Source organism: Segatella salivae DSM 15606, from assembly GCF_000185845.1.
Classification (GTDB): domain Bacteria; phylum Bacteroidota; class Bacteroidia; order Bacteroidales; family Bacteroidaceae; genus Prevotella; species Prevotella salivae.
In genome coordinates, this window is the sequence record NZ_GL629647.1 from 3,132,113 (window position 1) to 3,153,177 (window position 21,065).

The 21,065-nt window shown below is 40.8% G+C and carries 19 protein-coding genes; 4 read left to right on the plus strand and 15 right to left on the minus strand.

Annotated features, from left to right (window positions below; genetic code table 11):
* Nucleotides 1-561: hypothetical protein (locus HMPREF9420_RS12185; protein ID WP_007136034.1), on the plus strand; the 561-nt coding region annotated here is incomplete at its 5' end.
* A 170-nt stretch (nucleotides 562-731) separates the two neighbouring features.
* On the opposite strand, the gene HMPREF9420_RS12190 is transcribed toward HMPREF9420_RS12185, so the two are convergent.
* From HMPREF9420_RS12190 to HMPREF9420_RS12230, 9 genes are all read right to left on the minus strand, one after another.
* Nucleotides 732-950, minus strand: coding sequence for a hypothetical protein (locus tag HMPREF9420_RS12190; protein WP_007136036.1), 219 nt, complete (start codon nucleotides 948-950; stop codon nucleotides 732-734).
* Between the two features lie 4 nt (nucleotides 951-954).
* Nucleotides 955-1,209 (minus strand): hypothetical protein, encoded by a 255-nt coding sequence (locus HMPREF9420_RS12195; protein ID WP_004378742.1) that lies wholly within the window; start codon nucleotides 1,207-1,209, stop codon nucleotides 955-957.
* 21 nt (nucleotides 1,210-1,230) lie between these two features.
* Nucleotides 1,231-2,502, minus strand: a complete 1,272-nt coding sequence (locus tag HMPREF9420_RS12200; protein WP_007136037.1) for a PcfJ domain-containing protein — start codon at nucleotides 2,500-2,502, stop codon at nucleotides 1,231-1,233.
* Between the two features lie 17 nt (nucleotides 2,503-2,519).
* Nucleotides 2,520-3,050 (minus strand): antirestriction protein ArdA, encoded by a 531-nt coding sequence (locus HMPREF9420_RS12205; RefSeq protein ID WP_007136038.1) that lies wholly within the window; start codon nucleotides 3,048-3,050, stop codon nucleotides 2,520-2,522.
* Between the two features lie 12 nt (nucleotides 3,051-3,062).
* Complete coding sequence (locus HMPREF9420_RS12210) at nucleotides 3,063-3,479, minus strand: PcfK-like family protein (protein WP_004352302.1); 417 nt, start codon at nucleotides 3,477-3,479, stop codon at nucleotides 3,063-3,065.
* 6 nt (nucleotides 3,480-3,485) lie between these two features.
* Nucleotides 3,486-3,917, minus strand: coding sequence for a hypothetical protein (locus tag HMPREF9420_RS12215; protein ID WP_006948377.1), 432 nt, complete (start codon nucleotides 3,915-3,917; stop codon nucleotides 3,486-3,488).
* Nucleotides 3,918-4,312: 395 nt separating this feature from the next.
* A complete protein-coding gene (locus HMPREF9420_RS12220) occupies nucleotides 4,313-4,624 on the minus strand; it encodes a hypothetical protein (RefSeq protein WP_007136039.1) in 312 nt (103 codons plus the stop codon).
* A gap of 140 nt (nucleotides 4,625-4,764) precedes the next feature.
* Nucleotides 4,765-5,232: a DUF1896 domain-containing protein gene (locus HMPREF9420_RS12225; RefSeq protein ID WP_006948380.1), complete on the minus strand. Its 468-nt coding sequence runs from the start codon at nucleotides 5,230-5,232 to the stop codon at nucleotides 4,765-4,767.
* A gap of 27 nt (nucleotides 5,233-5,259) precedes the next feature.
* Complete coding sequence (locus HMPREF9420_RS12230) at nucleotides 5,260-6,492, minus strand: site-specific integrase (RefSeq protein WP_187116451.1); 1,233 nt, start codon at nucleotides 6,490-6,492, stop codon at nucleotides 5,260-5,262.
* Nucleotides 6,493-7,277: 785 nt separating this feature from the next.
* Between HMPREF9420_RS12230 and HMPREF9420_RS12235 the strand changes: the two genes are divergently transcribed.
* The 3 genes from HMPREF9420_RS12235 (at nucleotide 7,278) to HMPREF9420_RS12245 (ending at nucleotide 9,828) form a co-directional block, all read left to right on the plus strand.
* Nucleotides 7,278-7,595: a helix-turn-helix domain-containing protein gene (locus HMPREF9420_RS12235; protein WP_007136042.1), complete on the plus strand. Its 318-nt coding sequence runs from the start codon at nucleotides 7,278-7,280 to the stop codon at nucleotides 7,593-7,595.
* Between the two features lie 3 nt (nucleotides 7,596-7,598).
* A complete protein-coding gene (locus HMPREF9420_RS12240; RefSeq protein WP_007136043.1) occupies nucleotides 7,599-8,873 on the plus strand; it encodes a type II toxin-antitoxin system HipA family toxin in 1,275 nt (424 codons plus the stop codon).
* Between the two features lie 280 nt (nucleotides 8,874-9,153).
* Complete coding sequence (locus HMPREF9420_RS12245) at nucleotides 9,154-9,828, plus strand: DUF2971 domain-containing protein (protein WP_007136044.1); 675 nt, start codon at nucleotides 9,154-9,156, stop codon at nucleotides 9,826-9,828.
* A 226-nt stretch (nucleotides 9,829-10,054) separates the two neighbouring features.
* On the opposite strand, the gene HMPREF9420_RS12250 is transcribed toward HMPREF9420_RS12245, so the two are convergent.
* From HMPREF9420_RS12250 to HMPREF9420_RS14820, 6 genes are all read right to left on the minus strand, one after another.
* A complete protein-coding gene (locus HMPREF9420_RS12250; protein WP_007136045.1) occupies nucleotides 10,055-12,541 on the minus strand; it encodes a glycoside hydrolase family 95 protein in 2,487 nt (828 codons plus the stop codon).
* Nucleotides 12,542-12,550: 9 nt separating this feature from the next.
* Nucleotides 12,551-14,206: a Gfo/Idh/MocA family protein gene (locus tag HMPREF9420_RS12255; protein WP_007136046.1), complete on the minus strand. Its 1,656-nt coding sequence runs from the start codon at nucleotides 14,204-14,206 to the stop codon at nucleotides 12,551-12,553.
* Nucleotides 14,207-14,621: 415 nt separating this feature from the next.
* Nucleotides 14,622-15,080: a DUF5018-related domain-containing protein gene (locus HMPREF9420_RS12260; protein ID WP_007136048.1), complete on the minus strand. Its 459-nt coding sequence runs from the start codon at nucleotides 15,078-15,080 to the stop codon at nucleotides 14,622-14,624.
* A 28-nt stretch (nucleotides 15,081-15,108) separates the two neighbouring features.
* Nucleotides 15,109-17,061 (minus strand): RagB/SusD family nutrient uptake outer membrane protein, encoded by a 1,953-nt coding sequence (locus HMPREF9420_RS12265; protein WP_007136049.1) that lies wholly within the window; start codon nucleotides 17,059-17,061, stop codon nucleotides 15,109-15,111.
* A 13-nt stretch (nucleotides 17,062-17,074) separates the two neighbouring features.
* Nucleotides 17,075-20,242: a SusC/RagA family TonB-linked outer membrane protein gene (locus HMPREF9420_RS12270; RefSeq protein ID WP_007136050.1), complete on the minus strand. Its 3,168-nt coding sequence runs from the start codon at nucleotides 20,240-20,242 to the stop codon at nucleotides 17,075-17,077.
* A gap of 605 nt (nucleotides 20,243-20,847) precedes the next feature.
* Nucleotides 20,848-21,065: DUF4113 domain-containing protein (locus HMPREF9420_RS14820; RefSeq protein WP_007136051.1), on the minus strand; the 218-nt coding region annotated here is incomplete at its 5' end.

The following is a 21,065-nucleotide window of genomic DNA, read 5'->3' on the forward strand; positions in this document are numbered from 1 at the left end:
CCAATATGCGACTGCTATGAAGAATGGAAGAAAACGGCTTGCAATAAAGAAATTCTAAAGCATTATGAGAAAGTGGTGAATACAATAAACCAGCAACTCGCAACGCTTAACGGCAAGAATCCTGACATTAAATTGTTCAACGACATCTTGATTACGGCATTTCTCGGGGCATATGTATCGGTGAAGGTTCTTGAGAAATTGCCGATAGAGATATTCGGATGGTTCAGCGACCGTGACAAAGTTATCTCAGGCAAGGATAATATAATTGTGCCGATATTCAGATTCTATCAGCACAACATGCTTGGTGGTAAACAGTTTCAGTTCTGTACCTCCACTCCTGACGACAAGGTGAAGCCTTTCTTTGATGATTTTAACCGTATCGCAGATGTGGTTACTGGAGCGCTAGCTGACTACAATATAGAAGAGAACTACATCACTGCTGACAAGTTCGACACAGTGCTTATCAACTTCCTTGCTGACAATAAGCGAGTCTTCATTTTCCGTATCCACAAGATAGACGAAAACTATCGTGTGGGGCAGATTGAGATGCATCCCAAATAGGAAGGGACTCCATCTAAAATCTAATTTGGTTCATCTTTTATTTTGTGTGATATATAATATTGGCAAAATAACTCTTGCGACTTTCTTTTGCTTCTTTTCTTTGGTCGCCTGCTTGTTCAAAGAGAAAGAAAAGAAGCCACGCAATTTTTGAGGTTGCGTGGCTCATTGTGTTAGGACTTTTCAATAGTTTCAATTATCCGTTCTTCGGGGTGGGTTTCAAAAGCCCAGTTGATTTGTTCATCGGACAGGATGGTATGTACTCCTCTGCCCATCACCATACCACAATCTTCAAGGATTTTGCGCTCGGCTTCCTCTCGGTTTGTGGCTACTACCTCAAACACACCTTCAAAAACGTATTGGGTGCGTACTCTGTAAACTTTTCTTTCCATATTTTCAAAATTCAGCAATGAGTAATCTGTGTTCCATCGGCTCGCCATTCGATAACCTGCGATGAGTGAGCCAAAAGTGATGCGCTCCGTAACCATAGACAAAGAACTTGTCAAGTTCCGTTTCTTGGGAGATTTGGAGGAGTGCGGTCTGCAACTCCTCCTTGTTCTCGGCTATGCTTATGGCATTGATAACTCTCACGATGACGTTGGGTATCTCATCTGCCCAATTACAAATAATGCCTTCTACCTGTACTTTCATATTCCCTTGTTTAATGGATTGTTATGCGGTTGCTCTCTGCTCTATCATCCTCATATTCTTCTGCATCAAGGCGAGTATCTGCTCGTGGTACTCAGTGTTCTTGTTGTACACTCCACGACTTTGCACCACTTTCATTGTTTCCAATGATACCTCGATGGTCTCGATGCGCTCGCCGTCCTTTGTTGCAGAGAAGATAAGCGACTGCGGTTTGCTGTAATAGTGTGCGTCATATACGCAATGATGCATTGCCGTGCCTTCCTCCAAATGCTCCTGCACACTCTCCAAAACGTGGATGCGGATAATGCCGTCCGTAAACTCTATGCCAAAGAATTTTGCTTTGAGTTGCTTGTATGCTTGTTCGGCTTCCATCGCTTCCTTGCGCTTCTTGATAATGTTCTCACGCTCCTGCCTTGCCCTGCGCTTGGTTTGGTAATGGTCGTGCGCTGCTCTTAGGTCGGTGGGGCAAACATACTTGGCATTGTGAATATCCTTGCCTAATTGATTGAGCATATCCACCATATCACACCATAGACTTCCGTCCTCTATATGGTAGCCGTTTCGCAAACAGATGCGGATAGATGCCCAATAGCTATCAATGCTTCTTCGACCATTGTGCATGAAGAATTTGAGTAGCGGGATTTGTCCCGACTTCAACAAGGTTTCTACACGGCTATCGGAAAGCAATGCTGGTATGAGTTCAGTAGGCACTATATTGTGGAAGTTGTCCTCAAAACCATTCCTGCGGAGTGTGTCCGTAACCTTGAACTTGGGATATATCGGTGAGTACGATATATGGCGGTAGGCTTCGTTGTCGTTGCGTACTGCCATTGGCGAACAGAAAGAAAAGGTGTCAATGTATCTGCCTAATGTTCGTTGAACGGCAATAATCGTTTTTCTTCCTTGTGCGTTCCACCAATACTGACCGATTTCAAAGGTATATGAAGATGCCTTGCAACCTTTCTCCATTTCCACGGAAAGAAGAAACATTCTTAGTACTTGGTACTCTCCGCAAGCGGTAAGTATCGTAAAGTACTGCTTCTGCCTAATCTTGCGTTGAAAGGTTCCCTTGACCTGCAACCTTGCCCCGCAATGGGGGCAGGTGCAAGTGTCCGTAGGCTTTTCTATTGTCCAACTATGCCCACAATCCATACACGTTGTGCGACCTTTGGGCAGTCGGTAGGCGAAATGGTCTATACATTCACGGAATGCCCATTTGCTCTGTGTCTTGGTTATCGGGCGAAGGTGCTTACTCTCGGCAAGGACTGCCTTCTCATATTTATTTCTTGGTTTCATTTTCTGTCCTCCTTGTTTTACTCGTCGCGGAATACATATCCACTCTCAAACCAATACCCCTCGTCAAAGAGTTCGTCCGCATACTTGTCATAATCGAAATATCGTTCTGCAAACTCGGATAGTTCGTGTTCCATACTTACTATTTCCCTTGCAAACTCTTCTTTGTTCACATATCTGCCTACAAAAGCGGAATTGAATTGTCTCATTAGGTAATAGACGGACTCGGTTAAATCCTTGCCGGTATTCTCTACCCATATCCAAAAGGCACTCACATTCATACCGTCCAAATTCTCCACCTCGTCCCTCAGTTCAAAGAAGTTGCTATCCAAATGCCCCTCGTCAATGAGTTCTTCGGGTATGTTCTCCCAATCTTGGAACATCAATTCGGGTTCTTCCTCGTCTTGGTGGAGTTCGTGGCATACCTCCATAAACTCGTCTTGGTCGTAACAATCAGAAAGGTCTATCCACTTACCTCTTAGTGAGCCTTCGTTGTACTTGGCATAAGTGCCTACATAGATGCGTGCTTCGCTTAAATCGTATCGTTCCATAGTCTTTGCTTTTTAGAAGTCAAACAATGAAGGTTGTGCAACCTCTGCCGTTTCTTTCTTTTGTGGTCTTGCGTTACGGCTCTGTATCTTGGCGAGTTCCTCACGTTGGTACTGCTTGATGGCTTCTTGCCTTGCTTCGGCTTTCTCCTCCTCTGTGAGTTCTACAAGATGATTTACTGCCACTCTGCAAGTGATTTCCTTTCCTACTTCAATTTCATCCTCGTCATAGTAGTGTACCGCCATTGAGTAGATTTCATCGTCCTCAAATCCATTGCAGCCACTCGCCTGCACTTGGTTCAAGATGTAGGTTACACACTCCTCGATGCTCTTGTTAGGCTTCATCAAGTTGGGCGCAAACAAAGGGTCTGTCGCTGCACGCTGATTGAGATACTCGGCTATTGCTCTCGTAAAATGTTCTGTTCCTTTCATAGTCGTTTAATATTTGGGAATTTCTACTATTTGATTGATGCGTCCATATAGGTAGGCTCTTAGGCTTGTTCTGTCGGGTGCGTAATACTCTGCCCAATGTCCGTATTGATTGACCAAATACTTCTTCAATACGTCCATAAAGTCAAACCGATAACCCATAAGGGGTACGGCTGTACGGAAGTAGGTGTTAGTGTTCACCGCTTCGGCAAGCCAATTCTTTTCCTCACGGCTCATTCGCTCCCCACGATTGAGTTTCACACGCAATAAATAAACCTTGCTGTGGCTCAAAGTTTCCAAAGGCTCAACATCCCACTGCACAAACTTAGTTGCCACCAAACGCTCACTTTCATCAACCACCGAACTTATGCGGTAATGAGAGGAGGAGCTATATCCTTTTTTCTTCATCGAAGATGTGATATTTACTTTCTGCTGTTCCATAATGACATTTTTTTTATGCGTCCAAAGATCGGAGTATGCTGATTCCTTTTTGTAGCAAGAACAAGGTAGGGGGCGCAGCCGGCACAAGGTTTTGTAGGAAAATACTACCCGAAATGAAATGTAGGTGTGGAGATTTTCCGTACAAACCAAAGGCACTGACCTTGTGCAAGCCGTAGCCCCTTACTACCTTTGCGAATAAAAAGAAATCAGCACCGACTTATGGCATATCAAAGTGGAATATGTGGACGTGAGAAGCGAAAGTGCAACGCCAGTATGGAAAATGAAAAAGGTGGCTACCTCAATCGAGATAACCACCCATAAAGAAGAATGAATCGAAGAATATCTTTCCTTGTGCCTTAGAGCACACAGAGCAGGATTGCCAAGATGACGGCAAGTCAGAACAGCCAACGCAGGATTGTAAAGGTTACTTGCAGTATCACTCTGACAATGAAGCGTAGTATCAGGAAACCGAGAATAACCGAAACGGCGGTTACGACTTGCGGCGTAACTATCTTCGAGATGAGGTAAACCGCACCGATAACGATGGAAAGCAGAACAGCGAGTTCGATGAAGCGTGTCCAACCGAAGCGGCGGACTTGCTTGGGAGAACTCGGTGGCTGCCTGTTCTTCTCGGTTTTATACGATGCGTCTGCCTTGATGAAGGCGGGCTGATGAATGTCTTGATTCATGATGATTATATTATTCATAATCGAGGCTTTTAATAGTTTCAAGAGCGATAACAAGATGCGCACACGACACAAAGACAAGTGTTTGCAAAACTCTTGACGTGTGGAGTGGAGCGTTTATCTTGGCTCTTGATACTACAAAAGCCCCCGATGGTGAAGTATCAAGCCATGTTCTCACCGCCTATCGTCGGCAGACCATTGACCTCAATGAGCAGCACGATTGTACCAGTCAGTTCGGTGTACAGTTTGTCGTATTCTGTACCTGCCGCAAAGTTGTCTGTGAGTTCGTACTTAGCAAATACCGCTTGAATTGCCTTGTTTTTCAGCAGGATTAGTGCTAACCTTTCGGGAAGCGGACTTGGCAGTTCCTTCTCAAACTCCTGCTCCAGTACGGAAACAATGGTATCATACTTTGAGAAGTGTAGGTCGTGGTACAGCACCTCGCTTGCCATCGTCTCTGCTTCGGGGTAGGAGAACCCTTGCGCCACGGCATCGCAGTAAGCCGTCAATGCCTCGTCTGCGCGAGCGGTTACAAACGCATTGTCATTCTCTCTCTCAGGGAAATGCTCTCCGAGATACGCTTCCAACTTCAGACGGAAGTAGGAAAGTTCTTTCTTTGTTGTTGTCATAAATTCAAAATTTTAGAATTATATACATTATTTTGAGGAAATGCCTAATGCCGTATTGAAAGTACCCAACTTGTCAGCCAGTTCATCCATATCGTGTTCTATCTTCTTATTGGTAATACGGGCGTAAATTTGCGTTGTCTTGATGTTGGTGTGTCCTAACATCTTACTTACGGATTCGATGGGAACTCCCTTGGATAGGGACATCGTGGCAAATGTGTGCCGGGCGAGGTGGAAGGTCAGGTTCTTTTTGATACCGCAAATATCGGCAATTTCTTTCAGATAACTGTTCAGTTTTTGATTCGTCAGCATGGGGAAAAGTTTGCCGTCACGATAGGTCTTGCCACTATATTTTGCAATGATGCTCTTGGGTATATCGAGTAAAAGGACGTTGGTCTCCACGCTCGTCTTCTGCCGCTTGGTCATTATCCACTGCTTGCCGTTGAGCGTGACGATGTTTTCTGGAGCGAGGTTGTACACGTCTATGTACGCAAGTCCCGTGAAGCACGAGAATACGAACACGTCCCTTACAAGTTCCAAACGACCGATGCCGAAATCCTTGTTGGCAATTTTAAGGATTTCCTCGTCTGTGAGAAATCCACGATTGACCGGTTCCATGTGAAAACGGATGTTGAGGAACGGATCATGGTGCAGGACACCAAGTTTCCTGCCCAGAATGGTGATTGTCTTGAAGGTTTTCATCATCCTCGTGGCGGTGTTGGGATTCTGCCCGACAACCGTTCTAAGATAAATGTCGAAGTCGTGTATCACGATATAGCCGAGTTCGGACAGGCGGATGTCAGATCGACCGTATTTGTCACGAAGGAAATTTGAGAAGTGTTTCTTGCAGACGTTGTATTTCTGTAAGGTTGCTGCTTCGACCGACACGCCTACCTGCCGTGCAACGTCACTGTTGTGTTTGTTGAAGAGGCTCATTAGGGTGTCCACATCCTCCTTCTTACCAAGATACTCCGACTTGATACGCTCCAAGGACACCTCGTCCGTCATCTCGACTTTCTTGAAGATGGTCTGGAGTCCGCTCTGAATGTTGTCAAGTTCGAGGTTGGTGGAAAGTGCTTCAGTTGTCCTTCCCTTCAACCGTTCCTTCTCCCTGTCCCATTGGGACTGTTGGACAGCAATGCCCGTCGAGCCGATGGAAAGGCGTTCGTTGTTGAGATAGATTCTCAGCATGACGGGGGTCTTGCCCTCCTTGTTCACATAATTGCTTCTGAGATAGAAGACTGCTCTGAAAATAGCTTTCATACATTTTACTGCTTTTAGTTGTAGCCTGAACAGAAGTCTTGTCCTAACACCTGCCATCTGTAGCCGTGGCTTGTCGGACACATTGTTGCCCGAAGTGGTGTATGGTAACAAAAACACCTCTGTAATCACGCTGCAAAGTTCAACATATTTGTTTGAATAGCAGTAATTTACGCATACTCCTTATGTACTCTGTATGTACTCTTGGCTACATTTTTATTTTGCCTTGAAAATGTGTAGCCTGATTGTAGCCTTTTTAGAGCATTTTGGGAGTTTCTGCCCCCTCCGTGCATACTCTGAAATTTGGGATGGGTATAAAAGAAAAGTATCATAACTACTTGTAGCTATGATACTTACGATTTTCTTAGATTTCTCTCTGATGTTCATTTCAGAGTACCTAAAGCGGAGAGAGAGGGAAGTGGACTTCTATACAAAATCATTAAAGATTTATATCAAATCATATCAAAATTATCAGAACGTCAAGTAGTTACTGATATAATTTGAAATGATATTTTATTTATTGATAACTTAGGTTCTAATACTTCGTAAAATAAAGTGGGGCAAAAAGTGGGGCAAAAACAAGGGGTTCAAGAAATCGGTTATTTTACTTTTCAAATTAACTCTGTAGTGAATTTATTTTACATCAGTAAAAAGTGGGGTAAAAAGTGGGGCAAAACTTTATATTTGATTAACTTTGAAATAAAGGTTATCAAATAAATATAAGAAAAACAAATAAAGTATTATAAACTAAACTTTTTTTCGTATCTTTGTACTATAAAAGATACATTATGACGAAATTCACCAAAGCCAACTGGATGACTAGGGCACTTCAAGAGAAACTGAATGTAGTGGGAGAACAAATTCGCCTCGCCAGATTACGAAGAGACCTGACCATGGATCAGGTCGCACAACGTGCGCAATGTACCAGGCTCACTCTCTCACGTTTGGAGAAAGGTGAACCTACAGTGTCAATTGGCGTGGTAATGAGAGTACTCAATGCCCTGCAACTCGAAGATGATATTCTTTACTTGGCAAAAGATGATGAATTGGGACACATGGTACAGGACTTAGGCATTAAGAATAAGAAACGAGCTTCAAAAAGATAACATATGGAAAAATTAGATGTGATAGCCAGTTTCGACTGGATGGATAAGGAAGAGAAGGTAGGTACTCTTGGGCATGAATACCTAAGAGGCTCTGATGTGTTTTCTTTTGAGTTTGATAAAAACTGGCTCAGAACCTTTCCTAAAATTGACTTTGGGCAAGACCTCCGCCCATATACTGGGGTACAATATAGCCGAGATAACCATATCTTCGGTTGTTTTTCTGATGCTCTCCCTGACAGATGGGGGCGACGACTGATTGACTTGCGTACTTCACTTGAGACAGAAGGGAAATCAAGCCATACCTTATCTGATTGGGACTATCTTAAAGGTGTGGAAGACGAGCTGCGTATGGGTGGTTTTCGCTTTAAGGATCCAGATAGCGGAGTATTTATCAGCTCTACGCCTGGTTATAGCGTTCCGCCTGCTATACACATTGCCGAACTTTTACAAGCTGCTAAAGAGATTGAGAAAAGCGAGTATAAGCATTTGGAACCAGAACAGAAGTGGGTACAGAGGCTTTTCCAGCCTGGTTCTTCGATGGGTGGCGCACGACCAAAGGCTTGTGTGCAAAGTGACGGTCATCTTTATCTTGCCAAATTCCCTTCTATCAATGACGACATTAACATGTCACGCTGGGAACATTTCGCTCATCTGATGGCTAAGGAATGTGGTATCAATGTTGCCGAAACACAGATAATTAGGGCAGGGAATGATCAAGATATACTTCTCTCTAAGAGATTTGATAGAACAGAAGACAACAAGAGAATCCACATGGCTTCTTCTCTCACCGTCCTTGGCTTCACTGATGGCGACGGACAAAGAACAGGAAAAGGCTATTTGGATATTGTGGATTTTATCATTTCAAGAGGTGGCAACCATATAGAGGCTAATTTAGAAGAACTATACAAGCGAGTTGCCTTCAATATCTGTATTGGTAATACAGACGATCACTTTAGAAATCATTCGTTCCTGCTTGGAAGGGAGGGTTGGGAATTATCTCCTGCATACGACATGAACCCTACAAATGGTATATTTCAAGCATTGCTTATCGATACCAACACAAACGATAGTTCTCTCAACAGCCTTTACAATGCCCATGAGCTTTATATGCTGGATGAAATAACCGCAAGAGGGATTATAATGGATGTAACAAGAAACATGAAGTATTGGGAGAATATGGCAGAAAATATAGGACTTCCCCGACGAGAAATCAAATACTTCACGGAAAGATTTGAAAAAGGTATGGAATTTCAATATGGATTAGGACTTCATCGATGAGGTCAAACCAATAGGTCTGTTACTTCTTGCAAAGCTTAAAGAAAACAATTACAGTATTGTGGAAAGAAATGAGCTACAGACAGAAGAAGACCTTAATACTGAAGGAGTTAGCTTTAAAAGATAGTAGAAATTACAATCACCATCAAGTCATAAACAATTATAATATGCGTTGATGATGTTATAATAATATGACAGTATAATAGAATAATTATAAAAACATTTTAGCTAAACAAAATACAGATTATTAACCAGTTGCGTTATCACTAAAAACAAGATAAATATGTGTGAATTGAAAGATAAAACATATTATAAGTTCCAAAGACTTGATAAGTTTGAACGTATCATCGAAATTATTCTCAACAAAAAACTTTACGGTGCTGTATACAAAGAGTTGAATGATCCAATGGAGGGTAAGTTTAATCGTGAAGGTTTGGTTAAAGACGATTTCAAAGAGATATATGGACAACTTGAAGCTACAAGAATCTGCTCTTTAATGACAAAACAGGAAGGCAAGCAGGATTTTCCTGATAATTTCTTAATGTGGTCACACTATGCAGACAGCCATAAAGGATGCTGTTTTGAATTACAAATAACAGGGGATTATAATAAAGACTGGAAATTGACAAAAATTGATTATCAAAATCAACTTCCTATAGTAAAAGGTAGTGTTGACGAAAAGATCATGCATATACTATCTGTCAAAGACCCTATATGGAAAGATGAACATGAGGTTAGGGCAATTAGAATATATAATAAAAGCAATTTTAAAGATCTTTCAGCATTTTATCATATAAAAATTAAAGCTATATACTTTGGTAAACGAGTGAATAAGGAGAAGTGTCAATTCTATAAAAAACTCATTTCTAAAATTGATAGTAATATAGAACTTTATAAGATTATTGAGGAGAAAAAGAATACTGGATTCTTTCCCAAACTGACATACAAAGAATTGTAAGTAAGGTAAAGGAAAATAGGAAAAGGCAACTATCATAATTCTTACTAACAAAACAATATTTTATTGTAAAAGCAAAGCCTTAAGATTTTGCTGTCCACATAAATTCAAACTGTCAGAGGTTTATCTGCAATGCGAGTAAATAGAAACTGCGAATATAGATGCCAGAAAAGAACAAAGGAATCAGTTATTAAACAGATTCCTTTGTTTTCTTAATATTATAATACGCTTAACCATTAACTGGCACAAACTTTCCGTTGATATAGTTTAAAGTATAGGTCTTTCGCTTGTTCGTCTTTAATACAAACTTGTCATCTTTGTATCTTAACTCACAGTTGCCTCCATCTTTTGAAAGAACAGTAACGGAAGACAAACTACCGTTCTTCCAGCGGATGTCTAACTCAAAGTTACCCTTAGCACAAAGACCCCTCACTTCTCCATCTTTCCAAGCATCTGGCAATGCTGGCAGTAAATGGATAAAGCCCATGTGACTTTGCATCAGCATTTCGGTTACACCAGCCGTGCCACCAAAGTTACCATCAATCTGGAAAGGAGGATGAGTGTCCCACAGGTTATCTAATGTACCATTCTTTAGCAAGTTTCCAAAGAGTTTATATGCACGGTTTCCATCATGCAGGCGTGCCCACTGGTTGAGCTTCCATCCCATACTCCATCCTGTAGCTCCGTCACCACGATGATTCAGCACCACCTTTGATGCCTCTGCCAATGCTGGCGTTGTGATAGGTGAAACAGTATGTCCAGGATGTAAGCCGAACAAGTGGTTCACATGGCGATGCTGATCGTTTGGATCGTCAATATCCTTCGACCATTCCAACAACTGACCATAGCGTCCTACCTTATAGGGTGCGATTTTTCTCAATACTTCTTCCCATTGCTTACGCTCCTTTTTATCTACATTCAAGACTTTCGAAGCATCTATGGCATTCATCAATATCTCACGGATTACCGCATGTACGAAAGTCGTACCTTCATCTATCGGTCCATGCTCAGGAGAGGTTGAAGGTGCTGCTGTATAAGTACCATCTGGCTTCTTCCATAGATAATCAACGGCGAAGATAGCACTACTCTTGATGAGGTCATATCCCACCTCCTTCAAGAACTTCTTATCTCGTGTATAGTCGTAGTAATCCCACACGTGAGTAGCAAGCCACGGACCCGCCATAGGATTGAAATTCCATGACATATCTTCACTTTCCAATGGTGCAGTGAACCCGAAGATGTTTCCAGAGATAGAAGCCGTCCAACCTCTTGCACCGAAATAAGCTTTCGCTGTCTTCTCACCCGGCTTAACTAACGTACGGATGAAGTCTATCAGCGGAAGCGTACATTCTGATAAGTTTGTAGAGCCTGCTGGCCAATAGTTCATCTGTATATTAATATTGTTGTGATAGTCTACTCGCCATGGTCCGTCTACATTATTGTGCCAGATACCTTGCAGGTTAGCTGGTAGGTTGCCTGGACGTGAACTGGCAATCAGCAGATAGCGGCCAAACTGGTAGTATAGTTCCTCTAAGTAATAATCTTCCTTACCCTTGCGATAGTTTATCAAACGCTGTGGGGTTGGGATGTCTTGAGTTTTTTGTCCATCATTCAACGTCAAAGAAACGCGGTTGAACAAAGAGGCATAATCCTTGTAATGTACTTGAAGTAAAGCATCATAACCTTGTGCCACAGCCTTTTTCATCCATGCAGCAGTTGTCTCTGATGGGTTCACACCTACGTATGCTCGAGGGTTCTTAAAGTCTGGATTGAAGTTGACTTTATAGTCTGTGTCCGCTGTAATCAAGAAAACAACTTCGTTAGCACCATTGATACTCAACTTCCCATTGTCATTACTGATGGTACCACCTTGGTTTAGAGCTTGGATGCGGACTACATATTCCATCTGGTTATTGTCAAGATGTGCCTTGAATACCAAACCATTGCTTCCATCTGCTTCCATCTTACCCGTCGAGACTGGGTTTGATTCGTAGCTGAATACTAAGTTCTGCTTGCCCGGTTGGTCTGCCTTGAAACGTACAACCATGACATTATTCGGGTAGGAGATGAAATAGTTACGCTCATATCTCACACCATCCTTCTTAAACTGTACTGTTGCCAACGCCGAATCCAAAGAAAGAGCACGCTTATACTCGCTCATACCGATAGAACTCAACCCCGTCTCTATATAAAACTCACCCATAGTGGTGAAATTACCAAAGCGGAAAGGGTTTTCTTTCCAAGATTCATAAGGAACAGTACTATTAAAGTTCTTGCGTGTCAGTAACGCAGCCTTCTTTTCGTCACCCTCGATGAATGCCTGACGGATTTCATTCAGATAATGTGCCGACTGCTTGTTCACATTCCAATATGCATCGGCACCAGCTGACGTATTTGGACCGCCTCGCCACAAGGTTTTCTCGTTGAATGTGATGCGCTCAGCTTCTATAGAGCCCATAATATTGGCACCTAAGCTACCATTTCCAAGCGGGAGAGATTGAGATTCCCAATCAGAATCAGGATTCTGAGCTGTATCTCCTGCTGATTCCGGCTTGTTCTCACCTTTCCACATTTCGGGTGTATTCCCCCACCAAATCGCTTTGTTTGCTAACGTAATAGGCTTATTAAACCAGATGGTAAGCCCATCCTTTACGTCGGTAGCATTTGCTGGGAGTGCGGTGCAAATTATGAATGCTAAATGAAATATTCTCTTCATTATAATAGATTAGAGCTTCTTTTTCAGAATCTTTTCAATTTGAATATTAAGACCATCAGCAGCTTTTTTATACTTCTTTTCAGCTGCAAATTTATCCTTACCCTTTGCGCTTTTTGCTGCATCGTAAAGTTCCCACAGCTTCAATTTAGCTGTAGCTTCTTTCTGTGCATCCGTGTATGCTGCTGAGTAGGTTTCTTGTGCCTTTTCCTGTTCTGGAGTTGCATATGCATGTGTATAACCTTTTACGTCATTCCAGTGACCACGTGTAAAGTCTGGGAAGGTGACTGCAGCACAGTTATTGTTCATAGAAAGCGCACCGAGTTCTGCCAATGCACACCATTCTGCCATATCATATACATCCATATCAAGTGGCAAACCATGTTGCAAGCAGTAAACCAAGCGAGAATCCATTACATAGTCCATGCCACCATGCCCCAAGTGGCGTCCTTTTTCAGCGTACTTTTCCAATATAGGGTGGCGATACTTTTCCATGAGTGCTTTCTTCTGTTCAGCGTTCAAGAATCCATGGGCGTTAATATCGTCCATTTTTGGAGCATCAGTACCCTCTAACGCTTGACCTCCAATAGCAAATTCTTCTGTTGGGTACTTTGTTGCATACCCCTTTGTACCTGTTAACTTGAATAAGCGGTTATATGGTTGTGGAGTCATAACATTGTGCTGGATTTCTACAACCTTACCCTTAGCAGTACGCATCAACGTTGTAGTATGATCACCATTTAAGAACATTTTCGGCTCCTTTCCTGTATGATTTTTTACCCACTCTTTACCAGCAAAACTTTCTGTATCCATAGCAACTAAGGTTGTAAAACGATCACCTCGATGAATGTTCATACACTGAGCTACAGGTCCAAGACCATGAGTAGCATATATGTCACCACGATTTTCTAGGTTATACTTCATACGCCAGTGAAGATTGTCTTTATCATTGTCATTTGGGTCCTTCCAGTAGTGAGTCCAGAACTCAGACAACTCATGTATGTAAGCTCCTTCAGCACGGATTATTTCACCAAAAACACCATCTTTAGCCATTAATAATGATTTCATCTCGAAATCATCATAACAGCAGTTCTCTAGAATAAAACAATGCTTACGTGTCTTTTCAGACAAGTTTATCAGATCCCAACATTGTTCCAAATTCATAGCTGAAGGTACTTCTACAGCAACATGCTTATTGTTTTCCATTGCGCATTTGGCTATAGGAAAATGATGATTCCAGTCTGTAGCAATGTAAATTAGATCTACGTCTGAACGTTTGCAAAGTTCTTCATATCCCTTTTCTCCAAAATATATAGTAGCAGGAGCCAAACCTGCCTTACGCAGGTGAGTTTGTTGTGCTTCAGCTCGTTCTTTCTCATAGTCACAAAGACCTACAATTTCTACACCTGGAATCTGACAGAAACGTATAACAGCTGATGGACCACGCATACCCAATCCGACAAAAGCCACACGTACTTTTTTAATAGGTTTAGCAGTTAGTCCCAATACTGGTTCCTGCCCTGCAGGACGCTCTGGAGTTTCAACTACTATAGTTCCTTTATCCCAATGCCATTTGGTGGAAGGTGACGAGGACTGAGCTTCTGCAGTTTGAATACCCATAACTGAAAATACCATCAAAGCAATGGTAATAATTTTGTTCATTTTCATGTTGTATGTGAGTTTATTGATTGTTTGATTACAGTTATTTCTGTATGCTGATTTAGGGATAATAACAAAAAAGAATGTTATATTGGTGAGAACAAAGATACTGAAATATTTTGTATTGTAAATGATCTCACCTTAATTTTTGATTAATTGATGTAAAAATCAACACTTAAACTTTTCTATAAATGCATATCGGCCTTTTGTAATGTCATAAAAATAGAAGTAAAATCCTAATATATTTATAGGAGGAAAAGGACGATAGATTTTCAACTGAAATATTTTGCCATAATAGTATTTTTGTTTATTACTTATATTTATCAAGAAAGGAGCGTTTCACAACGCCCCTATCTTCTCTTTTGCCTATGTTTTAAAAAAGTAAGTTTGCTTATTTACATCCAATAAAGATGTTAATAATTTATTATTGATATGGTTCTACCACAACGGTCCAAATCTTCTTTGTTCCATCCGCAGCAGTCACTTCGTACTGATTATCCTTAGTCCAGTCACCAGGAACTCCGAGATTTGGTGCACCATTGATGGGCTTAATGGTAGCAGCTGTTGATATCGTTAAAGCAACGACAGCCTTTGCTTCTGTAAAGTTAGCCCTTTCTGCTTCTGGGATATTTTTAGTTGTGTAGCGTATAGTGTAAATACGATTCTCAACATCCTGACTGCGACTAGCAGCCAAATATACTTGTTTTACCACAGGTTCTCCACTTGCAGGATTCTTTTCAGTACCATAGTAACGCCAATAAACATTACCATTAGTGATGTCACAGCCAGAGAATTCATCCAAATGTTCCAAGCCACTTTGTAGGCAGGAAGTAGGTATGATCGCCATAAATATGGCAGCAATGATATATAAGAACTTTTTCATATCTTTTACTATTTAGTATATTAAAATATTACCAACCTTCATTCTGAGCATCCATGATACCATATGCTTCACGAGTATTCAAGAAGTCTTGACTGATAGGAAGTAAATAACGTCTAGTTGTAAATACGCGCTGTGCACTGTTCAGCAATGTTACTTGACTAACGATTAGCTTGCTACGATCACGGCTAATTTCAATCTTGTATGCAGGGCGATCGAGGTCAGCAACAACTTCACCAGCAGCTCGTCCGTGATTAGCGTAGCCACCGTATTTACCCCAGCGTAAATAGCTGTAGTAAATATCTCCTGTCTCATTAGCCATTTCACAGTTACGTTCACGGATGTAATCTGCCCACGCCTGCTCTTCTGTAGATGCTGTAGAAGGAGCTAAACCACCATGCTTTGTACGAGTCTCATTCAAAGCTGCAACAGCTGCAGGAATGTTCTTTTTAAGTAATTGTGCTTCTGCCAAGTTCAAATAAGCTTCACCTAAACGCGTAATGTTAAAGTGAAGAGCTACTTTTGAGTTGTAGTATGCACGTGGTTCTGGTTTTTCGATATTACTTTTTCTCCAGTAGTAGCCAGTAGTAGTGTTATACCATCCACCATCTTCCTTATCACGTACGCCCATTGAGATATTACCACCAAGATTTAAGCCCACATTTTCATTCATCCAAGTACACTTGTCATAAACCATTGTAGTATAGAAACGCTTGTCACGGCCTTTGTACATCAGATCACTGAGGTCACGTCCTACGCCAGCCTTCAATTTATGGTAGCGTTGGAATACAGGATAACCATTCTTGGTCTGATTGAAGTCTTGAGGTGTAGGGATACGTCGCAAGTCACCATTCAATTGGCTGTATTGATCAACCTGACCAGCTGTTGTAATAGTTGTTGGGTCAAGAATGTCAACGTTATTAGTATACTGCGAAGTTTCATACCATGGTAATGCTTGCCCAGTGGCTTCGTCTGTAACTAAGAACTGATCAGCTAAATCTTGTGTAGGGAAATAAATTGCCCAACCTTCGAAAGTTTGACCATTTGCCTGCTTTAAAGCAACTGGACTCAGTGAGTTCTTAACATTATCGGTAGAAATGTTAGGATATGTACGCATTAATTCTTCAAAACTCTGTACATTGGTATTTTCCTTCTCACGATAATACGCCCATAGAATTTCACGATTATACAAATCTGTCTCATTCCACAAGCTATTGCTTGGAGTTAAGTTTGTTGCCAGAGTAGAACCGCTGTTATTGATTACATCTGTTGCATATCTTATAGCTATATCCAAATATTTGCTATCCTTGGTATATGCGTATGCCTGAAGAGCTGCTCTTGAAAGTAAAACTCCTGCAGCATAACGTGTAGGAAGACCCGGCATATTGGTAGTAGGCAAGTAATCTGCTGCTTTGGTTAAGTCATTGATGATGATATCATAACTTTCAGCAACAGTCTTAGTCATCTGAATTTTTACCTCATCTGGTTTATCTATACTAAAGACCTGAGTTACTGGAACGAAGCGTCCCATCTTTCGAGCTTGATCAAAGAAAATCATTCCACGCATTAAATAACCATGAGCTGAAAGTTCTTTCTTTTCTGCTTCGCTCAGGGCTGTGCTTGCCTCTACATTGTGGATAATCTTATTTGCTTTTCTTAGTAAGCCAAAACGGTTACAACCAAAATCATTGGCAGAGCTTACACCAAGTTCGGTAGCTACTCCATCGATACCTTCCCCGACCTGTGAGCATCTCACGGAATTAGGAGTACGTGCCTCCCAACCAACGCTCTGGCCAGAACCTGCATAACCATTATTAATCACACTGCTGTAAGCGGCATATACAAAACCTTCTACGGTTGCCTTACTGTTCCAAACAGCCTCGTCATTAAAAACTGTAGTTGGGTGTGTATCCATAGTGTCCATGCACGAAGAAATGGAAACAAATCCCAAGCTTAAAATGCCATATTTTATTATCTTTTTCATAATTGCCTACAAGTTAAAATCCTAAATTAAGTGTAAACGCTAAAGTTCTTTCTACAGGGTAACCATAATAGCCTGTATCCTTTGGCTCTGGGTCAAGACCGTACTTGGTAGCCTTAGAAATAGTAAAGATGTTCTGTCCAGAGATACCAACTTTACATCTGTTCAGCCAAGTAACCTTTTTCAACAAGCTATACTTTAAATCGTAACCAAACTGGAAGTCCTTCATACGAATGTAGGAGCCATCAATCAACCAGAAATCACTATAAGCATAGTTGTTGTTAGAGTTCAAACCTGTATTTGACATTAAGCGTGGATACTGAGCATTGCGGTTGTTAGGTGTCCAGAAATCTGTCTGGTAGTCGTATGCTATAGGCATATCGCCTGTTTGTCCAGTCTGCATTGCTAATGAGCCTGATGTGTACAGGTCAAAAGCTAAAGAACCCTGGAACAAAGTGCTGAAATAGAAACCTTTGTAGCTCATATTGATGTTTAAACCAAACTGATTGTGAGGAGTACTTGATCTACCTAAGCGACGATAGTCCTCAGAGTTAATCTGACCATCACCGTTTGTATCTTCGTACTTGATGTCACCAGCAGTTAAATAACCAGAGTTATAGGCGTTAATGATACCAGGTGAATTGTATACATCTTCTGCACTAGTATAGTATCCTAGATTCTTATACATAGCACCATAGTAGTTCTGCTTTACTTGTTGTGTACGGTGGTATGGATTTAAGCGTGAAGATTCTGCTTCGCTTTCGTCCAATGCCCAGATAGTGTTATAAATGGTAAAGTTACCAGTAACATCATACTTCAAATTACCAATATTATCTCTCCATCCCAATGAAAGTTCTATACCTGCACGGCGATGCTGAGAGTTTGATGCGACACGTGGCAAACCTATACCGAGGGCTGTGTTCAAGTAGGTTTCACCGATAGGTGCAACCAAGTAACCCTTTGTAGAGTAATAGAAATAGTCGAACGAACCATAAAGGCGACTATTCAAAGATGAAAAATCAAAACCCATATCAAACTGCTTAGTAGTATACCAAGTCAAGTCTGGAGAAGCCAAGTTACCTTCAGTAAAGCCAGGATAGTACTGTCCATTCATTACGTAAGCATGTGGGTCGTAAGAATAAGTAGACATATATTGGAAGCGACCAGCACTTTGATCCAAACCTGTTTCACCATATGAAGCACGTAACTTCAATGAATTCAAGATGTTCTTTTCTACTAATTTCTGCATAAACTTCTCGGCAGTCACAACCCAACCTAAAGAACCACTGAAGAATGTACCCCAACGCTTACCTGGAGCGAAACGGTCTGAGCCGTCATGACGAATACTACCTTCCACATAGTACTTGTTGTCGTAGTTATATTTTACCTGGCCAATCCATGCAGCACGTCCCATCTCAGCCTCTTCGCCACCATTGGTCTGTGTGTTAGCATCACCAACACTTATCTGATCGATGTTAAATGCATAATTTTCACGTTGAGATGAGTACCATTCAGTCTTTTCGTAATACTGCTCAAAACCACCCAATGCAGAAACATAGTGTTTATTGAACTGTTTTGCATATTCTAAGAAGCCCTGATTCGTGAACGAATAACCTGTAGATGATTGGTGAGCCAATACTGGTTTATTAGCATAGATAGGTGAATCTGATTCCCAGTCATACTGAGCAGCGTCTTTACGCCAAGACTTCTGAGTTTCTCCATAATAGCGATAGTTGCTTGCTGCACGAACTTTTAAGCCTTCTACCCATGGTACTGCCCAGATTAATTCTCCCTTTCCATTAATAACATTTTCTATATTGCGGATATAACCAGCATCATTAGCAGTTTCAGCTACAGGGTTGTCTGTAATATTATATGGTAAGCCGAATTTATTAAGACCTGGATAACGACTAGGCTTATCGTTAATATGAGAGAACACACCATAATAATTACTTGCGGTAGAAGTGTAAGGGTGCGTTCTGTGTTGACGATAACCATCAATAGCAGTATTGATAGTTAAGCCAAGTTGTTTAATAATAGCAGAGTTAGAGATACGGAAGTTAGTTCTCTTCATCCAGTGGTTATTATTCTTATACAACGAGTTCTGGTTAATGTGTCCCAGTGATATATAATATCTGTTCGTTTCACTTCCACCAGTCAAGCGAATGGAGTGCTTCTGCATCGGAGCCCAATCATTCAAAACTAAACTACGCCAATCTGTATTAGCAAAGTTCAGAGGATCTGTACCATTCTTGAAATGTTCTAAACCTTCCTTAGAATAAGCAGGGTCAAGGCCGTCGTTCTCACGAGCAATATTTGCATATATTGCACGATCGTAAGAACTCATTTTCTTTGGCCAAATGCTTGGCTGAGCAAAGCTTTGGTTAAAATCGTATTCGAAACTTATCTTACCTTCCTTACCTTGTTTGGTTACAATCTGTATAATACCGTTAGTTGCACGAGAACCATACACTGCAGTTGCTGACGCATCTTTCAAGATAGACATACTCTGAATGTCATCTGGAGAAAGGTTTGCAAAATCTACAGAAGAACGAATTACACCATCGATTACGTAAATTGGTTCGCCGCCACCACGGATAGAGATAGAAGGTGTGGAGTTGATACCACCACCAGATGCTTTAACAATCAAACCTGGAGAGCGACCTGCTAAACCTTGAGCAATATTAGCTACAGGCATATTGGAAATTTGGTCTGCTTTAACAGTCGAAACAGACGCTATCAAGTCACGTTTACTGGTGCTTGAGTAACCCACCACTATCACTTCTTCCAGAGCTTTTGAGTCTTCAACCATAGTGATGTTCATAGGCTCTGCAGTTGCTGCAATAGTGATAGGCTTGTGACCAACATAAGTGATTTCAAGAATATCTCCCACCTTAGCATCTAACTCAAAATTTCCGTCAATGTCTGTTACAGTTCGATTGTTTGTACCCTTCACGCCAACAGCTGCTCCTATAACAGCAAGTCCTGTTTTATCGACAACTTTTCCTTTAATCTTTGACGTCTGCTGGGCAGTTTCTGTTGCATTAGTATGATTTACATCTGCAAAAACATACTGCGGAGATGAACATAACAGCAAGGAACAGAGTCCTATTCCTGCCATCTTCGAACAAGTTAGACCATAAGGTTTACCCAACTTGTGTAGTGAATAATAGTTTTTAGGCATAATTATTTATTTAAATAAAGTAAACTCTTCTTGTTTCTATAGATTTAGGATATTATTTCAGACTTTGTAAACATAACTAACTATATCATGTTTCATACATAATAACTGATGCGCTCATATCTATTTCACATTTACAATTAGCTAAAGGAGTTTAGGTTAAAACATATATTCTTCATATGGTAAATAGGATGTGTCGTAATTAATATATTGCTCAAAAGCATTAAAAACAAACAATATTCGCTATAAATACCAGTGACAAATTTACATATTTATTTTTTATTAGCAATAGAATTATTAAAAAAATTAATACTTAGTCGATAAAATGGGTGTTTATTTGTCGTTTAATAGTACTAACAACAGTTTTCATTATTGTAAAAGTAAATACTTGACTATAAAATAAAGAGAACTACTACATACTCTCTTTTCAGACATACCGACTCATAAAATTTATGGTTGGTACTTTATCTTCTAAAGCAGTCAAAATATGGTGATAAGATTTATCATCTAAACACTAACGTGATGAAAGCTGTGCCTAATATGCTATGTTTGCAAACGAATACAATAAGATAATTGCTATCTATTAATTCTCAAGCCACAGACCATTGTTAGATTTCTATGGTCAATAGCTCATCTAAATTAGTTAAATAATTAGGAGTACGTCTTTCACATTTTGAAGCCCAAATCTGTTTCCCAATCTCTTCTACTCCCAACTGTACAGTTTTAGTTCCATAACGCTGATTAATATTATCAATTGCTCGCATTAAATTACGACGTTCAAGTCTATTTATAACTGGATCAAATAGAGTTTGCTCTAAAACTCTGT

Coding starts and splice junctions, on each gene's coding strand:
- HMPREF9420_RS12190 (WP_007136036.1), bottom strand. CDS start 950: ATGGAAAGAAAAGTTTACAGAGTACGCACCCAATACGTTTTTGAAGGT.
- HMPREF9420_RS12195 (WP_004378742.1), bottom strand. CDS start 1,209: ATGAAAGTACAGGTAGAAGGCATTATTTGTAATTGGGCAGATGAGATA.
- HMPREF9420_RS12200 (WP_007136037.1), bottom strand. CDS start 2,502: ATGAAACCAAGAAATAAATATGAGAAGGCAGTCCTTGCCGAGAGTAAG.
- HMPREF9420_RS12205 (WP_007136038.1), bottom strand. CDS start 3,050: ATGGAACGATACGATTTAAGCGAAGCACGCATCTATGTAGGCACTTAT.
- HMPREF9420_RS12210 (WP_004352302.1), bottom strand. CDS start 3,479: ATGAAAGGAACAGAACATTTTACGAGAGCAATAGCCGAGTATCTCAAT.
- HMPREF9420_RS12215 (WP_006948377.1), bottom strand. CDS start 3,917: ATGGAACAGCAGAAAGTAAATATCACATCTTCGATGAAGAAAAAAGGA.
- HMPREF9420_RS12220 (WP_007136039.1), bottom strand. CDS start 4,624: ATGAATAATATAATCATCATGAATCAAGACATTCATCAGCCCGCCTTC.
- HMPREF9420_RS12225 (WP_006948380.1), bottom strand. CDS start 5,232: ATGACAACAACAAAGAAAGAACTTTCCTACTTCCGTCTGAAGTTGGAA.
- HMPREF9420_RS12230 (WP_187116451.1), bottom strand. CDS start 6,492: ATGAAAGCTATTTTCAGAGCAGTCTTCTATCTCAGAAGCAATTATGTG.
- HMPREF9420_RS12235 (WP_007136042.1), top strand. CDS start 7,278: ATGACGAAATTCACCAAAGCCAACTGGATGACTAGGGCACTTCAAGAG.
- HMPREF9420_RS12240 (WP_007136043.1), top strand. CDS start 7,599: ATGGAAAAATTAGATGTGATAGCCAGTTTCGACTGGATGGATAAGGAA.
- HMPREF9420_RS12245 (WP_007136044.1), top strand. CDS start 9,154: ATGTGTGAATTGAAAGATAAAACATATTATAAGTTCCAAAGACTTGAT.
- HMPREF9420_RS12250 (WP_007136045.1), bottom strand. CDS start 12,541: ATGAAGAGAATATTTCATTTAGCATTCATAATTTGCACCGCACTCCCA.
- HMPREF9420_RS12255 (WP_007136046.1), bottom strand. CDS start 14,206: ATGAAAATGAACAAAATTATTACCATTGCTTTGATGGTATTTTCAGTT.
- HMPREF9420_RS12260 (WP_007136048.1), bottom strand. CDS start 15,080: ATGAAAAAGTTCTTATATATCATTGCTGCCATATTTATGGCGATCATA.
- HMPREF9420_RS12265 (WP_007136049.1), bottom strand. CDS start 17,061: ATGAAAAAGATAATAAAATATGGCATTTTAAGCTTGGGATTTGTTTCC.
- HMPREF9420_RS12270 (WP_007136050.1), bottom strand. CDS start 20,242: ATGCCTAAAAACTATTATTCACTACACAAGTTGGGTAAACCTTATGGT.